The 20,897-nt window shown below is 70.0% G+C and carries 18 protein-coding genes; 8 read left to right on the plus strand and 10 right to left on the minus strand.

Going from position 1 to position 20,897, the window contains the following annotated elements; all coding sequences use genetic code 11:
- Positions 1-73 precede the first annotated feature (73 nt).
- Positions 74-478 carry a cobalamin B12-binding domain-containing protein gene (locus AB0368_RS11020; protein ID WP_366153637.1) on the minus strand — a complete coding sequence of 135 codons (405 nt, stop codon included), beginning with the start codon at positions 476-478 and terminating at the stop codon, positions 74-76.
- Between the two features lie 416 nt (positions 479-894).
- Between AB0368_RS11020 and AB0368_RS11025 the strand changes: the two genes are divergently transcribed.
- Positions 895-1,629 carry a M23 family metallopeptidase gene (locus tag AB0368_RS11025; RefSeq protein WP_366153638.1) on the plus strand — a complete coding sequence of 245 codons (735 nt, stop codon included), beginning with the start codon at positions 895-897 and terminating at the stop codon, positions 1,627-1,629.
- Between the two features lie 233 nt (positions 1,630-1,862).
- Positions 1,863-2,657: a M23 family metallopeptidase gene (locus tag AB0368_RS11030; RefSeq protein WP_366153639.1), complete on the plus strand. Its 795-nt coding sequence runs from the start codon at positions 1,863-1,865 to the stop codon at positions 2,655-2,657.
- Here AB0368_RS11030 and pcrA read toward each other — a convergent pair.
- The gene (gene pcrA / locus AB0368_RS11035; RefSeq protein ID WP_366153640.1) at positions 2,654-5,074 is read right to left on the minus strand and encodes a DNA helicase PcrA; all 2,421 of its coding nucleotides are present in this window, start codon (positions 5,072-5,074) and stop codon (positions 2,654-2,656) included. The two genes, AB0368_RS11030 and pcrA, sit on opposite strands and share 4 nt — an antisense overlap.
- A gap of 82 nt (positions 5,075-5,156) precedes the next feature.
- Between pcrA and AB0368_RS11040 the strand changes: the two genes are divergently transcribed.
- From AB0368_RS11040 to AB0368_RS11050, 3 genes are all read left to right on the plus strand, one after another.
- Positions 5,157-5,903 (plus strand): hypothetical protein, encoded by a 747-nt coding sequence (locus AB0368_RS11040; protein ID WP_366153641.1) that lies wholly within the window; start codon positions 5,157-5,159, stop codon positions 5,901-5,903.
- A gap of 106 nt (positions 5,904-6,009) precedes the next feature.
- Positions 6,010-7,863: a bifunctional metallophosphatase/5'-nucleotidase gene (locus AB0368_RS11045; protein WP_366153642.1), complete on the plus strand. Its 1,854-nt coding sequence runs from the start codon at positions 6,010-6,012 to the stop codon at positions 7,861-7,863.
- Between the two features lie 222 nt (positions 7,864-8,085).
- A complete protein-coding gene (locus tag AB0368_RS11050) occupies positions 8,086-8,415 on the plus strand; it encodes a chorismate mutase (protein ID WP_366153643.1) in 330 nt (109 codons plus the stop codon).
- A gap of 56 nt (positions 8,416-8,471) precedes the next feature.
- Here AB0368_RS11050 and AB0368_RS11055 read toward each other — a convergent pair whose 3' ends face one another.
- The 7 genes from AB0368_RS11055 to AB0368_RS11085 all read right to left on the minus strand — a co-directional run bounded on the left by AB0368_RS11055 (position 8,472) and on the right by AB0368_RS11085 (position 16,314).
- Complete coding sequence (locus tag AB0368_RS11055; protein WP_366153644.1) at positions 8,472-9,488, minus strand: dipeptide ABC transporter ATP-binding protein; 1,017 nt, start codon at positions 9,486-9,488, stop codon at positions 8,472-8,474.
- Positions 9,485-10,516, minus strand: coding sequence for an ABC transporter ATP-binding protein (locus AB0368_RS11060; RefSeq protein WP_366153645.1), 1,032 nt, complete (start codon positions 10,514-10,516; stop codon positions 9,485-9,487). The genes AB0368_RS11055 and AB0368_RS11060 overlap by 4 nt, the downstream gene beginning before the upstream one ends.
- 8 nt (positions 10,517-10,524) lie before the next feature.
- Positions 10,525-11,466, minus strand: coding sequence for an ABC transporter permease (locus tag AB0368_RS11065; RefSeq protein ID WP_366153646.1), 942 nt, complete (start codon positions 11,464-11,466; stop codon positions 10,525-10,527).
- Positions 11,459-12,385, minus strand: coding sequence for an ABC transporter permease (locus AB0368_RS11070; RefSeq protein ID WP_366153647.1), 927 nt, complete (start codon positions 12,383-12,385; stop codon positions 11,459-11,461). The genes AB0368_RS11065 and AB0368_RS11070 overlap by 8 nt, the downstream gene beginning before the upstream one ends.
- A 136-nt stretch (positions 12,386-12,521) precedes the next feature.
- Complete coding sequence (locus tag AB0368_RS11075; protein ID WP_366153648.1) at positions 12,522-14,156, minus strand: ABC transporter substrate-binding protein; 1,635 nt, start codon at positions 14,154-14,156, stop codon at positions 12,522-12,524.
- A gap of 269 nt (positions 14,157-14,425) precedes the next feature.
- Positions 14,426-15,091, minus strand: coding sequence for a response regulator transcription factor (locus AB0368_RS11080; RefSeq protein ID WP_366153649.1), 666 nt, complete (start codon positions 15,089-15,091; stop codon positions 14,426-14,428).
- Positions 15,088-16,314, minus strand: a complete 1,227-nt coding sequence (locus AB0368_RS11085) for a PspC domain-containing protein (protein ID WP_366153785.1) — start codon at positions 16,312-16,314, stop codon at positions 15,088-15,090. Before AB0368_RS11085 ends, AB0368_RS11080 begins: the two co-directional genes overlap by 4 nt.
- 207 nt (positions 16,315-16,521) lie before the next feature.
- Between AB0368_RS11085 and AB0368_RS11090 the strand changes: the two genes are divergently transcribed.
- From AB0368_RS11090 to AB0368_RS11100, 3 genes are all read left to right on the plus strand, one after another.
- Positions 16,522-18,144: a PspC domain-containing protein gene (locus AB0368_RS11090; protein WP_366153650.1), complete on the plus strand. Its 1,623-nt coding sequence runs from the start codon at positions 16,522-16,524 to the stop codon at positions 18,142-18,144.
- On the plus strand, positions 18,141-18,530 hold the full coding sequence (locus tag AB0368_RS11095) for a hypothetical protein (protein WP_366153651.1): 390 nt from the start codon (positions 18,141-18,143) through the stop codon (positions 18,528-18,530). The genes AB0368_RS11090 and AB0368_RS11095 overlap by 4 nt, the downstream gene beginning before the upstream one ends.
- Before the next feature lie 66 nt (positions 18,531-18,596).
- Positions 18,597-19,841: a phosphatidylserine decarboxylase gene (locus AB0368_RS11100; RefSeq protein WP_366153652.1), complete on the plus strand. Its 1,245-nt coding sequence runs from the start codon at positions 18,597-18,599 to the stop codon at positions 19,839-19,841.
- Positions 19,842-19,931: 90 nt separating this feature from the next.
- Here AB0368_RS11100 and AB0368_RS11105 read toward each other — a convergent pair whose 3' ends face one another.
- Positions 19,932-20,834 carry a CDP-alcohol phosphatidyltransferase family protein gene (locus tag AB0368_RS11105; protein WP_366153787.1) on the minus strand — a complete coding sequence of 301 codons (903 nt, stop codon included), beginning with the start codon at positions 20,832-20,834 and terminating at the stop codon, positions 19,932-19,934.
- Between the last annotated feature and the right edge of the window lie 63 nt (positions 20,835-20,897).

A 20,897-nucleotide genomic window follows, 5' to 3' on the forward strand; every position in this document is an offset into this window, starting at 1 on the left:
TGAGGGGCCGGACGTGTGAGGGGTGCGTCCGGCCTCTCCCCTTAACTCTTCGCAGTTATTCGGTGATTATCCGTCAGGCAACCGGTGCGGCGACATTGGCGCGTACCCATTCGATGATGGATGCCGTGGTCGCGCCCGGAGTGAATATGTGGGCGACGCCGATCTTCTGCAGTTCGGCGATGTCGTCGGCCGGAATGATGCCGCCGCCGAATACGACGATGTCGGCTGCGTCACGTTCGGCGAGCAGTTCCAGCACCCGGCGGAAGAGCGTCATGTGGGCCCCGGAGAGAACTGAGAGTCCGATCGCGTCGGCGTCCTCCTGGATCGCCGTCTCCACGATCTGCTCAGGCGTCTGGTGCAGCCCGGTGTAGATGACCTCCATACCGGCGTCACGCAGGGCGCGGGCCACCACCTTGGCACCCCTGTCGTGCCCGTCGAGCCCGGGCTTCGCCACCACGACCCTGATCCGTGCTTCCATGTGCGACCCCTTCGGCGCGCGACGTCGAGTCAGACCTTAACGAACGGTAACCCGGCTCGGTTGAACCCTGGTAGCCACCGCACCGTACTACCGGCCGGTGCTGGAGCACCGCGCCCGTCGAGTGCAAGCACCGTTTACCGTATTCCACGTCACATGACTTTGCGTTTCGAACGCAGTTACGGAGAGCCAACCCTGCCGCTCCTCCGAAAAGATGACCAACTCGGACATTCGCTACCGAATACCTAGAAGGAACTGTCAGGGAATTGGCGGTTCGACTTGTGACCGGCGTTGCGTTTCGTTACCGTGGCACCCGGCTGTCAACCGGTTAACCCCGGACCGGCAGCCCGGCAAACCACCGTTCAGCAAGTGTTCCCCACGGTGGTCGGCCGTTCTTTGCCACCGACGGAGGGTTGTTCGTGCGTCAGCGCTTGTCGTCTGAGCCCGACCGCTATCGCGGCCGTCGCCGCGTACCTACCCCTCCGCGGAGCCGTTACGCCGCGGTCGTCACCTCGGCCTTCGTCGGCGCCGGCGTCGTGGCCCTCGGAGCCGCCTCGCAGCTGCCCGACGCCAAGGCTGTCAGCCCGAACGTCCTGCGCAACCTCGAAGAGGCCTCGGTCACCCAGGACGCGCTCGCGGACCGCTCGGCGGACACCGACCGCGCCTCCCGCGGCGAGGTGCGCGGCGACGCCCCCGCCCAGATCAGCGAAGAGGAAGCCGCCGCCCAGGCCTGGCTCCTTCCGCTCGACGACTTCGAGTTCACCTCGGCGTACGGTGTCCGTTTCGGCAAGCTCCACGCCGGCATCGACCTGGCGGCCCCGGAGGGCACCCCCTACAAGGCGGTCCACGCGGGCACGGTCACCTCAGCCGGGTACAACGGCGGCTACGGCTACGCCATCACCATCAAGCACGACGACGGCACCGAAATGATCTACGCCCACTCCCGTCGGCTGCTCGTGCAGGCCGGGGATCAGGTGCGGGCCGGTCAGGTCATCGGCGAGGTGGGCAATACCGGGTACTCGTACGGGACGCACCTGCACCTGGAGGTGCACGTGGACGGCTCTCCGACCGATCCGATCGGGTTCCTGCGGCTGCACGGGGTCGACATCAAGCTCAAGATCGAGTCGGTGTACGGGGCTCTCGCGGCTTCCTGACCTCCGCCTTTCTTCCCTCCGGGCCTTCTGGCTCTTGCTTCGTCCAGCCCGCACACCGGTGGCGAGATCGACCTTCCGTGACCGGCGCCACCCCGCGCGACGCCGATTCGAAGGCTTTGCAACCGGGCGGCAACCCCTGCGGTAGCAGCTCGCCAAGCACCCTCAGGGCCTCCTGGACCGTGCCGACAGGCAGATGTCGGACGAGAAGCAGGAGCCTGGAGGATCAACCCACCGTGCAGCATCGAGCCCCTCGGAACACGCCCGGCCGGCACCGCCGGACCGTCCCGCTGCACAGCCACCGCGCCCCGCGTGAGTCGGTCGCTGAGAAGGGCCGCTACGCCGTGGCCGCCGCCCTCGTTGCCGGGGTCGGCGTGACCGCGGTCACCGTGGCTACCGACGGCTCCTCGCCGGCCGGTGCGGTCCCCAAGACCCCGACGCAGGTGGCCGCCCAGGCCTCATCGCCGACCACCGAGGTCGAGCCGACCACCGCGGAAGCGCTCGGTATTCCGGCGGCTGCTGCCGCGCCCGTACAGGTGAAGGGCGGCATGGCGGCGGCCGGTCTGCCGCAGGCCGCGCAGCCGTTCATGGCGCAGCGCCGCAAGGTCAAGCCGATGCCGTTGTGGGTGAACCCCATGCCCGAGGGCTCGGTCACCTCCTGCTTCGGCCAGCGCTGGGGCCGCCTGCACGCGGGCGTCGACATCGCCGCGGCGTCGGGTACGCCGATCCGCGCGGCCGGCAAGGGCATCGTGGTGGCGGCGGGCGCCGAGGAGGGCTACGGCAACGCGGTCCTGATCGACCACGGAAACGGGTTCCTCACCCACTACGGGCACATGTCGGTGATCACGGCGACGCTGGGCCAGCACGTGGAGCCCGGCGACACGCTCGGCGAGGAGGGCTCGACGGGCCACTCCACCGGGCCGCACCTGCACTTCGAGGTGCACCAGGGGTCGTACAAGAACCCGATCGAGCCGACGCAGTGGATGCACGAGCACGGCGTGGACATCAACGGCTGCGTCGAGCTCCGCTAGATCTTCTCGATCGGGGCGTGCCGCAGCACCAGCCACATCACCTGATCGCCGAAGTCGATCTGGGCGCGCGCTCCGGGCCCCTGGCCCTCCACCGTCACGACCCGGCCCAGGCCGTACCGCTGGTGGTTCACGCGGTCGCCGGCCGCGACCTTCGGCGGCTGTTTCATCTCGCTGGCCGTGGTGAGCTTGCTCGCGTCCACGCCCAGCCGTTCCGCCAGCCGCTGGGCCTTAGGGGTACCGCCGGCAAAGCCGCCGCCACGCCCGTAGTCGCGCCCGTAGTCGCCACCCCGGCCGCCCACGCCGCCGCCCGTGCCCGACCAGGATGTGTACGAGCCGGCCGTACGCTCCCAGCGCACCAGCTCCGTCGGCAGCTCGTCGGTGAACCGGGACGGCGGGTTGTACTGCGGTTGTCCCCACGCCGAGCGCGTCACGGCGCGGGACAGGTAGAGCCGTTGCCGCGCGCGGGTGATGCCGACGTACGCGAGCCGGCGCTCCTCCTCGAGCTCCGTGTTGTCGCCGAGGGCCCGCATGTGCGGGAACACGCCGTCCTCCAGGCCGGTCAGGAAGACGACCGGGAACTCGAGGCCCTTCGCGGTGTGCAGCGTCATGAGGGTGACCACGCCCTGGTGGTCGGGGTCGTCGCTGGGAATCTGGTCCGCGTCGGCGACCAGCGCCACCTGCTCGAGGAAGCCGGCCAGGGTGGCGGCCTGCGCGTCATCCTCCTCCGCCTGCGCCTCGACGCGTTCGGTGTACTCCCGGGCGACGCTGACGAGCTCCTGGAGGTTCTCGACCCGGCCCTGGTCCTGGGGGTCGAGGCTCTCCTCCAGCTCGGACAGCAGGCCGGACCGCTGGAGGACCGACTCCAGCACCTCCTCGGGCGGCCCGGTGCGGGAGAGCTCGCGCAGGTCGTCGAGGAGCTGCACGAAGTCACCGATGCTGTTGACCGCGCGCGTCGAGATGCCGGGCGCATCCTTCGCGTGGCGCAGTGCCTGGCCGAACGAGATGCGGTCGCGAGTGGACAGTGCCTCGACGCACGCCTCCGCGCGGTCGCCGATGCCGCGTTTCGGCGTGTTGAGCACGCGCCGGATGCTCACCGTGTCGTCGTCGTTGACCACGGCGCGCAGGTAGGCCAGCGCGTCGCGGACCTCCTTGCGCTCGTAGAAGCGGACGCCGCCGACCACCTTGTAGGGCAGGCCGACGCGGATGAACACCTCTTCGAAAACCCGGGACTGCGCATTCGTACGGTAGAAGACGGCAACGTCCCCCGGCCGCACCTCGTGGTTGTCGCCCAGCCGGTCGATCTCCCGGGCGACCCAGTCGGCCTCGGCGTGCTCGGTGTCGGCGACGTAGCCGACGATCTGCTCGCCGGCGCCCTGGTCGCTCCACAGCCGCTTGGGTTTGCGGCTGGTGTTGCGGTCGATGACCGCGTTGGCGGCGGAGAGGATGGTCTGGGTGGAGCGGTAGTTCTGCTCCAGCAGGATCGTGCGTGCGTCGGGGTAGTCGCGCTCGAACTCGAGGATGTTGCGGATCGTCGCGCCGCGGAACGCGTAGATGGACTGGTCGGCGTCGCCGACCACGCAGAGCTCGCCCGGGGGCACCTCGCCGCCCGAGGGTCCGACGAGCTCCTTGACCAGCATGTACTGCGCGTGGTTGGTGTCCTGGTATTCGTCCACGAGCACGTGCCGGAAGCGCCGCCGGTAGGCCTCCGCGACGTGCGGGTGCGACTGGAACAGGTGCACCGTCGCCATGATGATGTCGTCGAAGTCCAGCGCGTGCGCCTCCAGCAGGCGGCGCTGGTAGAGCTCGTACGCCTCGGCGACCGCCCGCTCGTTGGGACCCTTCGCCCTGTCCTTGAACTCCGCGGGGTCGACGAGCTCGTTCTTCAGGTTGGAGACCTGGGCGGCGAGCCCGCGCGCGGTGTACCGCTTGGGGTCGAGGTCGAGCTCGCGGGCGACCATCTGCATCAGCCGGCGCGAGTCGTCGGCGTCGTAGATCGAGAACGTGCTCTTGAGCCCGGCGTGCTCGTGCTCGGCGCGCAGGATCCGGACGCACGCCGAGTGGAACGTCGACACCCACATCAACCGGGCGCGCCCGCCCACGATCGCGGCGACCCGCTCCTTCATCTCCCCCGCCGCCTTGTTGGTGAAGGTGATGGCGATGATCTGGCCGGGGTGCACGTCGCGCTCGGCGAGCAGGTAGGCGATCCGGTGGGTCAGCACCCGGGTCTTGCCCGAGCCGGCGCCGGCGACGATGAGCAGCGGTGAGCCGGCGTGGGTGACCGCGTCGCGCTGCGGCCCGTTGAGGCCGGTCAGCAGCGTCTCCGGATCGAGGCGCCGTGGCGCCGGCCGCCGGGGCGCCTCCGGCTGGACGGGAGGGACCGCGAACAGGGGCTGGGAATTTTCAGGGAGAGCTCGCATCGCGCGGACAAGTCTATGCCCGGGGTCCGACAATCTTTGTACGGCCGGGTGTCGCGGCCGCCGTCCGGACGGGGGTCCACGGATGAGGCTGCTTCCCGCAGCGGCGGTGTCGCTGCTCATGATCTCGGCGGGCCCGGGGCCGGCCGCCCACGCCGCCACGCCACCCGAGCTGAGATCGGTACGCCTCACCGACGCGAACCCGGTCGTCACCACCGGCCGGTGCGCACAGGTCGCCATGACCGCGCGGATCAGCGCGCCGGACACGCCGTGGACGTCCGTCACCAGCACGATCACCCGGGACGACTCCGGCGACCGCAAGGACACCCTCGGCCTCGCGATCAGGCGGTCCGGGACGTCCGCCGCGATCAGCGACCGGGTCAGGCTCTGCGGGATCAATGCTTTCCCGTACGAGATGGACGAGCCGGGCCGCTTCGTCTGGACCGTCAGCGTCGCGCACGCCGGCGGCACGGTGCAGGTCACGCGCAGTTTCCGGCTGCGCTTCCAGGGGATCGTCCACCTCAACGCCAGGCCCGAGCCGGTACGCGCGGGCAACTGGGTGACGCTGACCTCGTGGGTGCACGACAACTGGGAGTCGTACGACACGAGCCCGATCCACTTCTACTTCCGTGGCACCCGCCCCACGGCATGGACGTACAAGGGTTCGGCGCGGCCGCGGTGCACGTTCGGATGCGGTGAGCCGGGGGTGCAGTCGTGGGTGGCGACCAAGCGGTTCCGGCAGTATCGGAGCGGAACGTGGCGAGCGGTATCGACGCGTACCAATTACCTCGAAACCGGATCACACAGCGACGCGGTGACCGTACGCCGGTGAGCAAAGCAACCAACCTGTCATCCGGAAGTAGTAGCGCTGACCAGCATCGATACACAAGGCTGTCGAGGTTGGTTGCACCGTTACCCGAATCGGGAGACCGAATACTATGGACCACCCCCGCCGTCGCGGCTGGGCTGTGCTGCGTCATCTCGCCGTACCCGCCCTCGCACTGGCCGTCGTCGCCACCCTGCCGATGACACATTCCGATAAAGCGCAAGCCGCCCCTCAGTACCTGCCCGGCATGGCGCCGGCAAGCGTCAGCTACGGACTGCCGTACGGGCAGGTCGTCAAGGGCCAGTTCCTCAGCTACAACGACTTCCACGGCGCCATCGACCCGCCCGGCGGGTCCGGGGCGGTCGTGAACGGCACGCCCGCGGGCGGTGTCGAATATCTGGCGACGTACCTTCGCAAGCTGCGGTCGGAGGCCGCCGCCGAGGGCCGGCAGACGCTCACCGTCGGCGCCGGCGACCTCATCGGCGGGACCCCGCTGGTCAGCGCCGCCTTCCACGACGAGCCGACCATCGAGCTGATGAACGAGGTGGGCCTGCAGGTCTCCTCGGTCGGCAACCACGAGTTCGACGAGGGCGTCGCCGAGCTCCTGCGCATGGACCGCGGCGGTTGCCACCCGGTCGACGGGTGCCAGGACGGCGACGGGTTCAAGGGCGCGAAGTTCACCTACCTCGCCGCCAACACGATCAACAAGAAGACCGGCCTGCCGATCCTGCCGCCGATCGACATCAGGTTCGTCAAGGGCCAGCCGGTCGGCTTCGTCGGCCTGACCCTCGAGGGCACTCCCGGCATCGTCAACCCGGCCGGCATCAAGGACGTGCGGTTCGCCAACGAGGTTGAGACCGCCAACAAGTGGGGCAGCCTGCTGAAGCTGTTCGGCGTCAAGGCGCAGGTGCTGCTCGTCCACCAGGGCGGCCAGCAGAGCGCCTCGGAGCAGGTGCCGGTGCCGGGCGTCGACGACTGCAACAACTTCAGCGGCCCGATCGTCGACATCGTCAAGGGCCTCAACCCCGAGTTCAACCTGGTGGTCTCGGGCCACACGCACCGGTTCTACTCGTGCACGCTGCCCAACTCGAAGGGCACCTCGGTCGTCACCAGTGCCGGCACCAATGGGCAGCTGATCACCGACATCGACTACAGCATCGACCGGCGCACGGGCCGGTTCGCCGAGGTCACGGCGAAGAACGTGGTGGTGGAGAACGGAGTGTCCGACGGTAAGGGCGGCTGGCTCAAGGACGCCGCCGGCGTCTACCTGAAGAACCCCGACACGGTGGACCCCAAGGCCAAGAAGGTCGCCGACAAATACCGTACGGCGGTAGCGCCGATCGCCAACCGCGTGGTCGGCACCATCACGGGCGACATCGTGCGTACGGCGGGCGCCAACGGCGAGTCGCCGCTGGGTGACGTCATCGCGGACGCCCAGCTCGCCTGGACCCAGAGCAACAACGCGCAGCTCGTGCTGATGAACCCGGGCGGCATCCGCGCCGACTTCGACGCCGAGGCGTCCGGGGGCGGCGAGCCCGACGGCAAGGTCACGTACGGCGAGGCGTTCACCGTCCAGCCGTTCAACAACCTCGTCGTCACCCAGACCCTCACCGGCGCGCTGCTCAAGGACGTGCTCGAGCAGCAGTTCGTGGGCTTCGGCGGGCAGACCACGCAGAAGATCCTGCAGGTCTCGAAGGGTCTGACCTACACCTGGACCAGCACGGCCCCGGCCGGCTCGAAGGTGTCGGCGCTGGCGCTCAACGGCACGCCGATCGACCCGGCCGCCACGTACCGCGTCACCACGAACGACTTCCTGGCCAACGGTGGCGACGGGTTCACGAAGCTGACCGGCGGCACGGACCGTACGACGGCTCCCGGCTTCGACATCGACGCCCTGGTGGGTTACCTCGGCGCCGGCACCCCGGTCGCGCCGGGACCGGCCGACCGGATCACCAAGGCGGGCTGACCGTCCCACGGTTCGGGCCGTTTCCTTGCGGGGCGGCCCGGACCGGGGGCATACTCGCTTCGTGATCCAGCGCGTCCGATTTTTTTACTACGGCACCGGAAGTCCGGCGACCGTAGGACGCGTCTGAACGACAGGCCTACACCAAGCCCCGGGCTTCCCAGCCCGGGGCTTGATGCTGCCCGGGCCGGGCCGACCGAGGCGTCAGCACCCGAGGAGCACGACATGAGCGCAGACCTGATCGACCAGCCGGCGAGCGTGGACGGCACCGCCCCCACCGCGGACCAGCCGACCGGCACCAGCGACCAGCTCGCCGCCGGCGAGATCAAGGCGATCCGTGAGCGCATCGACGAGATCGACCAGGCGCTGATCGACCTCTGGCAGGAGCGATCACGCCTGTCCCAGCAGGTCGGCCGGACTCGGCTGGCGTCCGGCGGCACCCGCCTGGTGCTGTCCCGCGAGCGCGAGATCGTCGAGCGTTTCCGCGAGGCTCTCGGCCCCGACGGCACCCAGGTGGCGCTCCTCCTTCTGCGGGCGGGCCGCGGCCCGCTCTGAGTCCGTACACGGAAAAGGGGCCCGCCCAACCGGACGGACCCCTCTTTCACCGTGGCTCAGACCGCGTGGACGACGTCCCGCGGTTCGGCGAAGTGGCATGCACTCGGGTGCGACGACCGCTCCCGGATCTGCAGCAGCGGCTCCTGCTCGGCGCAGATCGGCTGCGCCTTCCAGCACCGGGTCCGGAACCGGCAGCCCGACGGCGGGTTCGCCGGCGACGGCACGTCGCCCTCCAGGACGATCTGGTCCCGCAGGCCGCGCAGCCTCGGGTCCGGCACGGGTACGGCGGACAGCAGTGCCTGCGTGTACGGGTGCGTCGGGTACTCGTAGATCTGCTCGTCGCCGCCGACCTCGACGATCTTGCCGAGGTACATGACCGCGACCCGGTCGGAGATGTGGCGTACCACCGACAGGTCGTGGGCGATGAAGATGTACGAGAGGCCGAAGTCGTTCTGCAGACCCTCCAGCAGGTTGATCACCTGGGCCTGGATCGACACGTCGAGCGCGGAGACCGGCTCGTCGCAGACGATGATCTCCGGCTTGAGGGCGAGCGCGCGGGCGATGCCGATGCGCTGGCGCTGGCCGCCGGAGAACTGGTGCGGGTAGCGGTTGACGTGGTCGGGGTTGAGGCCGACCGTGTCGAGCAGGTCCTGCACCGCCCGGGCGCGCCCCTTGCGCGGGGTCACCTCGGGGTGGATCGCGAACGGCTCGCCGATGATGTCGCCGACCGTCATGCGCGGGTTCAGCGACGTGTACGGGTCCTGCAGCACCATCTGGATGTTGCGGCGGGCCCGGCGCAACGCGCCGCCCTTCATCGTGACCATGTTCTCGCCGCGGACGTTGATCGAGCCCGAGGTCGGCTTCTCCAGCCCGACGAGCAGCTTCGCGAGGGTGGACTTGCCGCAGCCGGACTCTCCCACGATGCCGAGGGTCTCGCCGCGGCGCAGCTGGATGTCCACGCCGTCGACGGCGCGCACGGCACCGACCTTCGACTTGAACACGATGCCCTGCGTGATCGGGAAGTGCTTCACGAGACCCTTGGTCTCGAGCACAACGTCGTTACGGTCGCTCATTGCCCGACCACCTCCCTCCAGAAGTGGCAACGGGCGGTACGGCCCGGCGCGACGATGTACGGCGGTGGCGGCGGATCCTGCCGGCAGACGTCCTGGGCGTACGCACACCGCGGGTTGAACGCGCAGCCCTTCGGGATGGCGGTCAGCGCGGGCGGGAGGCCCTTGATGACGTTGAGCTGCTGGCCCTTCATGTCGAGCCGGGGAATCGACTCGAGCAGGGCCTTCGCGTACGGGTGGGCCGGGCGCGCGTAGATGTCGTAGACCGGCGCCTCCTCGACGACCTTGCCCGCGTACATCACGGAGATGCGGTCCGCGACGTCCGCGACCACGCCCATGTCGTGCGTGATGAGGATGAGGCCCATGTTGCGCTGCTGCTGGAGCTCCGCGAGCAGGCCCATGATCTGAGCCTGCACGGTCACGTCCAGCGCCGTGGTGGGCTCGTCGGCGATCAGCACCTCGGGGTCCAGCGCCAGCGCCATCGCGATCATCACGCGCTGGCGCATACCGCCGGAGAACTGGTGCGGGTAGTCGCCGATCCGGGCCCTGGCGGCCGGGATCTTGACCTGGTCGAGCAGCTCGATCGAGCGCCTCCGGGCATCCGCCCGGGACATGCCCCGGTGCTTGCGGAAGAGCTCAGCGAGCTGGTAGCCGACGGTGAACACGGGGTTCAGGGCCGACAGCGCGTCCTGGAAGATCATCGCGATCTGGTTGGCTCGGACCTTGCGGCGATCCCTCTCCGGGAGCTTCAGCAGGTCGAGGCCGCGGTACTTGACCTCACCCTTGGTGATGAAGCCGGGAGGGCTGTCCAGGATGCCCATGATCGCCTGGGCGGTCACGGATTTGCCGCAGCCGGACTCGCCGAGGATGGCCAGGGTCTCGCCCGGCGCCAGCGTGAAGTTGGCACCGTTGACGGCGTGCGCGACGCCGTACTGGGTGCGGAACTCCACGTGCAGGTCGTTCACTTCGAGGAGCGGCGCGCGCGGGTCGAGACCCGGCAGAACGTCGATCTCCGCCTTGATGTCGGTCATGTCTGCGGTCACCGCAACTTCGGGTCGAAGGCGTCGCGGACCGCGTCGCCGAGCATGATGAAGGCCAGCACCGTGGCCGCGAGGAAGACGGACGGCCAGACCAGCGGCGCGGGCGCGATCCGGGCGAACGGGCTCGCCTCGGCGATCGAGATGCCCCACGAGATGGCGCCGTTCTTGAGGCCGATGCCGAGGAACGACAGCGTCGCCTCGCTGGCGATGTTCGCGCCCAGCAGGATCGTCAGCACCACGATGAACGACGCGGTCGAGTTCGGCAGGATGTGCCGCACCATCAGCCGCGCCGGCCCGGAGCCGAGCATCCGCGCGGCCGCCACGTAGTCCTGGTTCTTGGAGGCGATGACCGACGACCGCATGATGCGGGCCGCCGTCGTCCACCCCAGGACGCCCAGCGTCAGGGTCACGGCCGCGACGCCGTTGCTGCCGGGGTCGGCCGAGAGGCGCTTGGCCAGCACGATCGCCGCCAGCAGGAACGGGATCCCCAGGACGACATCGATGAAGCGGGACAGGATCGCGTCCACCCAGCCGCCGAAGTAGCCGGCACCGAGCCCGAAGAACAGGCCGATGACACCGGACATCAGCGTCGCCAGCAGGCCCACCTGCAGCGAGTTGCGAGCGCCGTAGATCGTCTTCGCGTAGACGTCGCAGCCCTGGTAGTCGAAGCCGAAGAAGGCGTTGCCGCTCGGCCCGGCGTGCTGACGGGACAGCGCACACGTCCGCGGGTCCCCGGCACCGAAGAGCGACGGGAACAGGGCCATCAGCACGATGATGAGGACCAGGATGGCCGCGAACCAGAAGATCTTGCTCTTCCGCAGGTCGATCCAGGCGTCGCCGGCGAGGCTGCGGGGCTTGTCCCTCTTGCTCGCGTGCCGGGGCTCGGTGGGCGCTTCGCCGCTCGGACCGGCCGCGGTGGTTACTGCTTCGAGATCACTCATAACGAATCCTCGGGTCGAGGGCGGCGTACAGCAGGTCGACCAGCAGGTTCACGACCAGGAAGACGATGACCAGGATGCTCACGAACCCGACCACGAGCGGACCGTCCTCGGTCCGGATGCCGCGGAAGAGGTTGAAGCCGACCCCGGGGATGTTGAACACGCCTTCGGTCACGATCGCGCCGGACATGAGGCCGCCGATGTCGACGCCGATGAGCGTCACGACCGGGATGAGCGAGTTGCGAAGCACGTGCACGCCGATCACCCGCTGGCGGGACAGACCTTTCGCGCGGGCCGTGCGAACGTAGTCGGAGCGCAGGTTCTCGGCGACGGAGGCGCGGGTGACGCGCAGCTCGGTCGCCAGCACCAGGCTGCCGAGGACCATGGCGGGCAACAGCAGCGCCCAGAACGTCGGGTGCGCGCCCGCCGTAGGCGGGAACCAGCCGAGCTTGATGCCGAAGATGAGCTGGCATAGCGGGGCCAGCACGATGATCGGCAGCGACAGGATGACCAGCGTGACCACCAGGGTCACGTTGTCGAAGATGCTGCCTCGCCGGATGCCGGAGATGACGCCGGCGACGAGGGCCACGACGGCAACCATCACCATCGCGATGAGGGCGAGCCTGATGGTGATCGGCCAGGCCGTCTCCATCATGGTGCTGATCTTGCGGCCGGTGAGCGAGATACCGAAGTTACCGGTGAGCAGGCCCTTCATGTAGTACCAGTACTGCACGATGAAGGGCTCGTTGAGGTGGTAACGCTCGGTCAGCGCCTGCCGCACGTTGGCGGTAATGGGCTTTTCGCCCGCCAGAGCCTGGATGGGGTCGTCCTGGTTGGCGAACATCAGCGCGTACACGATGAAGGTGGCCCCGAAGAAGGTCAGGACCATCTGGAGTAGGCGCCGCACGATATAGCGGAACATACGGATTTAGCCTCTTCCGCGGAAGATGCGCCGCCGGGCCTCGTGGGCACGGCGGCTGAAGTAGGGGGATTACACGCAGCGGTGGCGCCACGGTTGCACAAAATCCGTGACGCCACCACTGCACGAACGGCTCAGATCAGCTTGCGACTTCGATCTTGTACAGGTCGACCTTGGTGAAGATGTCCACGTCGACGTTCTTGACCTTCTCCGAGTGGCCGAAGACGTTCTGGCCGAAGCGGAGCGGGATCACCGGCATGTCCTCGGCGAGGATGTCCTCCGCCTGCTGCCACTTCGTGATGGCCTCGTCGGTCGTCTTCGCCGCCGAGCCCTCCTTGACGAGGCTGTCGAACGCCGGGTTGCTGTAGCCGTAGTAGTTCGAGGAACCACCCGTGCCGTACAGCGGGCCGAGGTAGTTCTCCATCAGCGGGTAGTCCATGACCCAGCCGAGGCGGATGAGGCCGACCGGCTGCTTCTTCTCGACCTTGGTCAGCAGGTCCGCGAACTTGGGCTCACCCACGCCGGTGCAGTCCACACCGAGCGACGCCTTGATCTGGTTGCACATGGCGTCGACCCAGGCCTTGTGGCCACCGTCGGCGTTGTACGTGACCTGGATCTTCGCCGGACCCTTGGCCGCGGTGTAGAGCTCCTTGGCCTTGGTCGGGTTGTACTCGCAGTTGGCCTTGCAGGTGTTCTCCCGGTAGCCGGCGACGGCCGGGGAGACGAACGACGTGGCCGGCGTCTGCGAGCCGAGGAAGATCTGGTCGGTCATCTCCTTGCGGTTGACCGCCATGGAGAGGGCCTGCCGGACCCGCTTGTCCGAGAACTCCTTCTGGAACGTCGGGAAGCCGACGAAAGCGAACGAGGAGCTCGGGCTCTTCTTGAAACGGTCACCCAGGTCGCCCGGGGCGGCGGCGAGGCTCTCGATCGGGATCGCGGTCTGCACGTCGTTGTTGCCCGCGACCAGGTCGGCGTACTCGGCCTTCTGGTCCTGGTAAATCTTGAAGTTCACGCCGTCGATCTTCGGGTTGGTGCCCTTGAAGCCGGCGACCTTCTCGACGACGATCTGCGAGTCGTGCTCCCAGGTGCCCTTCATCTTGAAGGGGCCGTTGCCGATGATCGCGTCCTCGAAGCCGTCGGCGATGACGCCGGGGGCGGAGAAGGCGGCCTTGGGCAGCGGGTAGAACGCCGTGTAGCCCATGACGGACTCCCAGCCGGCGAACGGCGAGGACAGCGTCACGGTGAAGGTGGAGTCGTCCACCTTCTTGAGACCGGTCAGCGTCTTGGCCTTGGGCTCGGGAGCCTTCTGCGGGCCGTCCTCGCCGTCGGGGTCGACGGACTGGAGGTCGGCGTAGCCCTCGATGCGCTCGTAGAAGTAGGAGGCGCCCTGACCGTTGGGCCCGTAGGCGCCGTAGTTCCAGGCGTCGATGTAGTTGTCGGCGACCACGGGCTCGCCGTTGCTGAACGTGAAGCCGGACTTCAGCTTCACCGTCCAGACCTTGTTGTCGTCGGAGGTGATCGACTCGGCGGCGACCTCAACCGGCTTGCTCTGCGCGTCGAAGTCGACGAGCGGGTAGAAAAGGGCGGCGAGGACCTGAGCACCGCTGGTTTCCGTCGCGTTCGACGGAATGAGGTGCTGGGGCTCTCCGATGCCTATGACGATGCTGTTGGAGTTGGCGTCGGTGTCCTCCGACGCGCCTCCAGAGCAACCTGCGGCCAACAAGGCAATGGCGGTCGCGCCGACCGCCATCTTCCATGGGCGATTCCCAAACATGGGAGTGTCTCCTTCAGGGGCGCTCACGAGGGGTTGTGTGAGTAGGTGCCACCTTCGCACAGAGCCACTAGTCCCTGAGGGCGCCGTTATCAACCCGATATTCGCCAGTTGGGCTCCCGCGGCCTCCGGAAGATCATACTTTCGGTCAGGAACAGTCCTCTGACCAGCGGTTCGGGCACCCCCGTAATGATCCAACAACTTTGGGTAACCGCAATGTCGGGTTTAGCCCAGGGCGCGCCGAATCGCCCTGGCCGGAGGGTTGAACCGCCCTAGACGAGTCGCCGATCCGCCGCCCATCTCGACAGTTCGTAACGGTTGGACATCTGCAGTTTCCGCAGCACGTTCGACACATGGGTCTCCACCGTCTTGATGGAGATGTAGAGCTCCTTGGCGATCTCCTTGTACGCGTACCCGCGCGCCAGGAGTCGCAGCACCTCCCGCTCCCGGTTGGTGAGCTGATCGAGCTCGGGATCCGCCACCGGCACGTCCGGACGCGCGGCGAAGGCGTCCAGCACGAAGCCGGCCAGGCGCGGGCTGAACACCGCGTCGCCGTCCGCCACGCGCTTGATCGCCGCGGCCAGCTCGTCGGGCGAGATGGTCTTCGTGACGTACCCGCGGGCGCCGGCCCGGATCAGTCCGATCACGTCCTCCGCCGCGTCGGACACCGACAGCGCCAGGAACTTCACCTGCGGGTGGGTGCGCCGCATCGCGTCCAGCACGGCCCGGCCCCCGCCGTCCGGCATGTGCACGTCGAGCAGCACCACGTCGGGGGTGGTCGAAGCGATCCGGGACACCGCCTCGGACACGGAGCTCGCCTCTCCCACCACGTCGACGTGCGCGCCCAGCTCGGCGCGGACGCCGGCCCGGAACATCGCGTGGTCGTCCACGAGGAAGACGGTCAGGCGGCGGCCCTCATCGGTAGCTGGCTCGGTCATCGTGCGTTCTCCTTTCCGGCGGTGACGCTGTCCCGCGAGGCGGGCAGCGTCAGGCGTACCTCGGTGCCGTCCCCGGGCGCGCTGCGGATCACGGCCTTGCCGCCGTGCCGCTGCATGCGTCCGATGATCGAGCCGCGTACGCCATGCCGGGTATCTTCCACCCCGTTCGGGTCGAAGCCGGCGCCGCGGTCGCGCACGAAGACGCTCAGCTCGTCGTCCTCGACCTCGGCGTACAGCGAGACGGTCTCCACCCCCGCGTGCCGGGCCGCGTTGACCAGCGCCTCGCGGGCGGCGGCCACGAGCGCAGCCACCCTTTCGTCACACTGCGTGTCCCCCACGACCACGGTCTCGACCGAGATCGCGTACGTGTCCTCCACCTCGGCGGCGGCCTGCTCGAGCGCCGCGCCGAACCGTTCGGTCGGCGAGGCCGTCGGCTTGTACAGCCAGTTGCGCAGCGAGCGTTCCTGGCCGCGGGCGAGGCGCTGGACCTCCTTGATGTCCGCGGAGTTGCGCTGGATCAGGGCGAGGGTGTGCAGCACCTGATCGTGGATCATGGCTGCCACTTCGGCCCGTTCCTGCTCGCGGATACGGCCCTCGCGCTCGCTGCGGAGCTGGCTGAACGTGCGCCACAGCAGCGGGGCCACCACCACGCCGACCCCGAGCAGGCCTACGAAGGCGAAGATCACGCCGTTGAACACCGTGGCGAGGTTGCCCTTCGGCAGGAACACGAACAGCACACCGATCACGCCCACCGCGACGAGGACCCCGCCGCCGATGAACCGGAACACGAACGAGCGGCGGTCACTCTCCGCGACCACGGCGGCCAGCCATGGCGCCTGGGAGCCGTCCGTCCAGGTGCCCCGGCGGGTGGGATCGGACTGGTGCCAGATCACGCCGGCGCCGACCGCGATCACCGCGACCAGCCACCCGGCCGTTCCGGCGCCGCCGTGGTCCCGGAACAGCAGCCCCTGAAGCAGCACCACGCCCAGGCCGATCGCCCCGAACGGCAGCAGCAGGGCCAGGTCCCGATGGGGCTTCGCCGCGCCGGTGGGCAGCTGCTGGGGCAGGACCGCCCAGAACACGGCGTAGAGCAGCAGGCCCAGCCCGTTGAAGCCGAGCAGCAGGACCAGCGCGATGCGCACGACCGTCACCGAGATGCCGAGGTGGCGCGCGATACCGGACGCGACACCGGCGATGACACGGTGGTCGCGCGGCCGGTACAGGCGGCGCGTCGGCGGCGGTACGGCGGTGGCGGTGATCGCTGCACTCCTCGGGTCGGGGCCCGCAGGTGGGCCGGTTCGATCGTCACACGTCCGGACCCGCCCGGGCCACGGGGAAAGTCACCCATGGCGGGCGGCCCGGGATATCAGGGTGGCCTCAGGGTCGGTGCCTGAGGCGGGCCGGGTGTCCCGACCGCCAGTATCGAAGCCATGACCGACGAAGCTGCCCAGTCCCGCGAAGCTGCCGGGTCGTCGCAGGACGCACCGGCGCCTTCGAGCACTCCCCCGGCCGGGGACGTACCGCCGGCGTACGAGCCGCCCGCGCCGGACGCCCCGCCCCCGCCGCCCCCCGGCGACACGGCGCCGCCCGCCGGAAACCCGCCGCCGTGGTTCGGCGCTCCCGACGGCCCGGTCTTCTCCCGCGAGAAGCTGATCCGCCCCCGCAGCGGCCGCTACGTCGCGGGCGTCTGCGGCGCGATCGGCCGCGCCACCAACACCGACCCCGTGCTCTGGCGCGTCCTGATCGCGGTCCTCGGCTTCTTCGGCGGCGTCGGCATCCTGATCTACCTCGTCGGCTGGCTGCTGATCCCGGCCGAGGGTGACACCGCCTCGCCGGTGGAGTCGCTGCTCGGCCGCGGCCGCTCGGGCATGGCGCCGCTGTCGGTGGTGGTGCTCGGCGCCGCCGCCGCCGTGTCCTTCGCGTTCGTCGTGCAGGACGGCTTCCGGGCGACGCTGCTGGCGGCCGCCGTGCTGGTCTGTGGCGCCCTCGTGCTGAAGAAGTCGGGCAAGGCCGGCCCGGTGCCCGCCGCGGACCCGTGGGCGGCGACCGCGACCTTTCCCGCTGCCGCGCCGTCGGCGCCGGCCTCGCCGGAGAACCCGGCTGCCGAGCCGGCGGGTGCCTTCGCGGCCGCGGGCGCTCCGGCGCCCGCCGCGGCACCGGCCGGCGAACCGGTGACCGCGCCGCTGCCACCCCTGGCACCACCGGCACCGTCCGCCTCGCCCGCCTCGTCCGCGCCTCCGGCTCCGCCCTGGCCGCCGGCACCGCCGAAGTTCGGGCCGCCCAGCGGGGGCTACCGGCCGCCGTTCGCCCCGCACGGCCCCTGGGCGCAGGGCGCCGGACAGCCGCCGCACGGCGCGTGGCAGGGCGCCGGGCAGCCGCCCTACGGTTCGTGGCCGCAGGGGGCGGGGCAGCCGCCGTACGCTCCGCCGGCCCCGCCACGGGCACCGAAGCGGCCCCGCGAGCGCTCGAAGCTCGGCCGGATCACCTTCTTCGGCGTCGTGGTGGTGATGGGCATCCTGGCGGCCGTCGACGTGGCCGGGGCGAACGTCCCGGTGTCGGGCTATTTCGCCGCCGCCCTCGCCACCATCGCACTGGGCCTCATCGTCGGGGCCTGGTTCGGGCGGGCCCGCGGGCTCATCTTCCTGGCAATCCTCGCCACGATCGGGCTGTCGATCTCCACCGGCGTGGAACGCTTCGGCGGGGAGTTCGCGAACAACACGTATCGGCCGCAGACGCTCGCCGCCGTGGCGGACCGGTACGACTTCTCGGTCGGCAACGCCACGCTGGACCTGCGGGCCCTCGACTTCACCGGCCAGGACCAGGCGGTGACGGTCGCGATGAAGTTCGGCCAGGTCCGGGTGCTGCTGCCGGACAACGTCGACGCCACGACGAGCGTGAGCATGGACGACGGCCGGGCGCTGATCTACGGGCGCGAGCTGACCGGCCGCCAGGACGTGCAGGGTGTCACCGACCTCGGGCCGGACGGCAAGGGCGGCGGCTCGCTGCGGCTGGCGATCCAGATGGACACGGGCAACGTGGAGGTGACCCGGTGAAGCCGCACCGTACCGACGGCATTTCGCTGAGCTTCGGCCTGATCTTCGCTTTCGTCGCGCTCTGGTGGGCGGTCTCGCAGGTGGTCAACCTGCGGCTGCCGGCGCTGGGCTGGCTGGTGGCGGGCCTGCTGATCCTCTTCGGCGCGCTCGGGCTCCTCGGGGCCATCCGCTCGGGCCGCCGGGCCGAGGTGCCCGCGCCGGTCGCCGCGGAGGCGCAGGTGGAGACGCCGGGAGACCTCCCACCGCAGATGCACGCCGAAATCGTCCGGGAACTGCTGGACAACCCGGCCGAGCGGATCGACCTGCCGCCCGCGCCCCCGGCCGCCTCGACGGCGACGGCGACGGACGGGGACACCGAGCCGGACGTCCTCCGCCGCCAGGACTGACCGTTTGCGCCGGCCGCGGGTCACACCAACGGGTGGGACCCGCGGCCGGCGCCATATGCTCATGCCATGACGGCGTTTCCCCCCGTGTCCACCGCCCCTGTGACCGGCGTCGGCCCTCGCGCCGCACGCAGCCTCACCGCCGAGTTCGCGCGCCACAACGAGGCGACGACCGCCCTCGTGATCGGCGCCGACCACGCCTCCGCCGTGGTGGCCGCGGCGGTCGAGGCCCTGCTGCCGGGCGACACGCTCATCCTGGTGGCGGGCGAGCGCAGCACCGCCGAGCTGCTTCGCGACCACATCACCGGCCTCGGCAGCTGGATCGCCGACCGGGTGCGGATCGTCGAGTCGCTCACCGAGGCGGAGCCCGCCGACGTGGTCGTCCTGGGCGAGCCGCTGACCGGCACGGCCGAGGAGACCCGCGCCGTCCTCGACGGCCTGAGCAAGTACCTGACGGACGGCGCGGTCGTGTCGGTGGCCACGCCGGCGGCCCCGGGGCGTACCGGTGGAGCGGCCGCCGAGCTGTTCCGGCAGAGCGCCCTCTTCGGGGTCGGTTCGGATCTCGTGGTCCGCAACCAGCCACCGCTGCGCATCCACAAGCTCCGGTTCAGCCAGGCGGACAGCGCGAAGGCGGCGCGGCTGGCCCCGGCGTACCGTCCCTCCAGCGTCCCGGTCACCCGGAGCATGCACATCGACTCCAACGGGGTGGCGGCCGCCGGCATCACCCTCGGGCTGGCGGCCCTCGCCCGCGCGACCCGCCCCAAGTCGAAGCTGTGGCTGCTTCCGGCCCTGCTGGCAGGCCCCGTCGCCGCCTTCTTCCGGGACCCGGAGCGCGACACCCCGGACGACCCGAACGCGGTCGTGGCGGCCAGCGACGGCAAGGTGCTGTCCGTGGAGCGCCTCACCGACGAGCGCCTCGGCGAGGGCGAGTTCCTGCGCATCGCCGTCTTCCTGTCGGTCCTGGACGTGCACGTCAACCGCGTTCCGGTGGCGGGCCGGGTCAAGGACTACTTCGTGATCGACGGCGGCTACGCCAACGCCATGACGGCCGCCGCGGAGCACAACGTGGCGGCGTACACGGTTCTCGACACCGATCACGGCACGGTGGTCGTGGCCCAGCGGACCGGCCTGATCGCCCGCCGCATCGTCCAGCGGACGCCGGTCGGCACCCTGGTGGCCCGCGGCGAGCGCATGGGCCTGATCCGTTTCGGCTCCCGCACCGACGTCTACCTGCCCGCCGCCAAGGCGGAGGCGATCGTCGCCGTCGGCGACAAGGTGATCGGCGCGAGCTCGGTCATCGCCCGCTGGCGCTGAGCCCGCTGGCGCTGAGCCCGCCGACGCTGAGCCCGGAGACGCGAAAGGCCCCCACCCGGTCCGGGTGGGGGCCTTTTCACACGTTCCGGGTCAGGCCCGCTTGGCGCGCAACCACATGACGGGGCCGCTGAACAGGTACGCACCCACGACGAAGACGAAGGTCAGCCGGGGGTCCACCAGCGCGCCCACGATCGGGAGCAGCCAGACCCACGGCGGCAGCTTCACGACCCGGGCGAGCTTCGCGTACGGGAAGCTGGACACCATCGCGAACGCCAGCACCGCCACCCCGCCGAGCACCACGATGCCCGGCAGCGGCAGGCCGATGAGCACCGTCAGCGCCAGCACCGCGGCGGCCATCGTCGTCGGTACGCCGGAGAAGAACTTGCCGTCCTTGGGCGAGACGTTGAACCGCGCGAGGCGGATGGCCGCGCAGCCCGCCACGAGCATGCACGCCACGGCGGCGGCGGCCGTCGGCACGGTGTGCTCCAGGGACGCGTAGACGACCACCGGCGCGGCCAGGCCGAACGAGCACATGTCGGCCAGGGAGTCCATCTGGGCGCCGAACGGGCTGGACACGCCCAGGCGGCGGGCCAGGGCCCCGTCCAGGCCGTCGAAGGCCACGCAGGCGACCAGGCAGCCGGCCGCGAGCCGAGCGTCGCCGTGCATCGCCAGGAAGATGGCCAGCAGGCCGAGGGCCAGGCTGGCGAGAGTGCACGAGTTGACCAGGGCGAAGCTGATCCGGCGGCGGACCGTGTGCTCGCCGGGCAGCAGCGACTCGGGGCCGGCCTCGACGAGGACCGGCGACGCCACGGCGGCCGGGCCGTGGCTGCCCGAGGTGGCCACCGTGCGGCCACGTCCGGCGTACGGGACGAGCTCCGTGCCGGTGTAGATCACCTCTGCCCGGGTGGCGGTGGCGGCGCGCCCCGCATCCGCGGATCGGCGTCCCACCCGCACGAACAGGGCCTGCCGCGCGAGACTTCCGCCGCGGCGCAGCCTGCCTGCCCAACGACGTCCGGCGGGACGGGGACTATCCGTCGTACGACGCCGGCGCCAAGG

Source organism: Actinoplanes sp. NPDC051475 (genome assembly GCF_040689425.1).
Classification (GTDB): Bacteria; Actinomycetota; Actinomycetes; order Mycobacteriales; family Micromonosporaceae; genus Actinoplanes.

What these genes read in the sequence shown, in the direction of transcription:
- AB0368_RS11090 (WP_366153650.1), top strand. Translation starts at nt 16,522, where the DNA reads ATGACCGACGAAGCTGCCCAGTCCCGCGAAGCTGCCGGGTCGTCGCAG.
- AB0368_RS11100 (WP_366153652.1), top strand. Translation starts at nt 18,597, where the DNA reads ATGACGGCGTTTCCCCCCGTGTCCACCGCCCCTGTGACCGGCGTCGGC.
- AB0368_RS11020 (WP_366153637.1), bottom strand. Translation starts at nt 478, where the DNA reads ATGGAAGCACGGATCAGGGTCGTGGTGGCGAAGCCCGGGCTCGACGGG.
- AB0368_RS11055 (WP_366153644.1), bottom strand. Translation starts at nt 9,488, where the DNA reads ATGAGCGACCGTAACGACGTTGTGCTCGAGACCAAGGGTCTCGTGAAG.
- AB0368_RS11050 (WP_366153643.1), top strand. Translation starts at nt 8,086, where the DNA reads ATGAGCGCAGACCTGATCGACCAGCCGGCGAGCGTGGACGGCACCGCC.
- pcrA (WP_366153640.1), bottom strand. Translation starts at nt 5,074, where the DNA reads ATGCGAGCTCTCCCTGAAAATTCCCAGCCCCTGTTCGCGGTCCCTCCC.
- AB0368_RS11070 (WP_366153647.1), bottom strand. Translation starts at nt 12,385, where the DNA reads ATGTTCCGCTATATCGTGCGGCGCCTACTCCAGATGGTCCTGACCTTC.
- AB0368_RS11045 (WP_366153642.1), top strand. Translation starts at nt 6,010, where the DNA reads ATGGACCACCCCCGCCGTCGCGGCTGGGCTGTGCTGCGTCATCTCGCC.
- AB0368_RS11080 (WP_366153649.1), bottom strand. Translation starts at nt 15,091, where the DNA reads ATGACCGAGCCAGCTACCGATGAGGGCCGCCGCCTGACCGTCTTCCTC.
- AB0368_RS11065 (WP_366153646.1), bottom strand. Translation starts at nt 11,466, where the DNA reads ATGAGTGATCTCGAAGCAGTAACCACCGCGGCCGGTCCGAGCGGCGAA.
- AB0368_RS11060 (WP_366153645.1), bottom strand. Translation starts at nt 10,516, where the DNA reads ATGACCGACATCAAGGCGGAGATCGACGTTCTGCCGGGTCTCGACCCG.
- AB0368_RS11075 (WP_366153648.1), bottom strand. Translation starts at nt 14,156, where the DNA reads ATGTTTGGGAATCGCCCATGGAAGATGGCGGTCGGCGCGACCGCCATT.
- AB0368_RS11040 (WP_366153641.1), top strand. Translation starts at nt 5,157, where the DNA reads ATGAGGCTGCTTCCCGCAGCGGCGGTGTCGCTGCTCATGATCTCGGCG.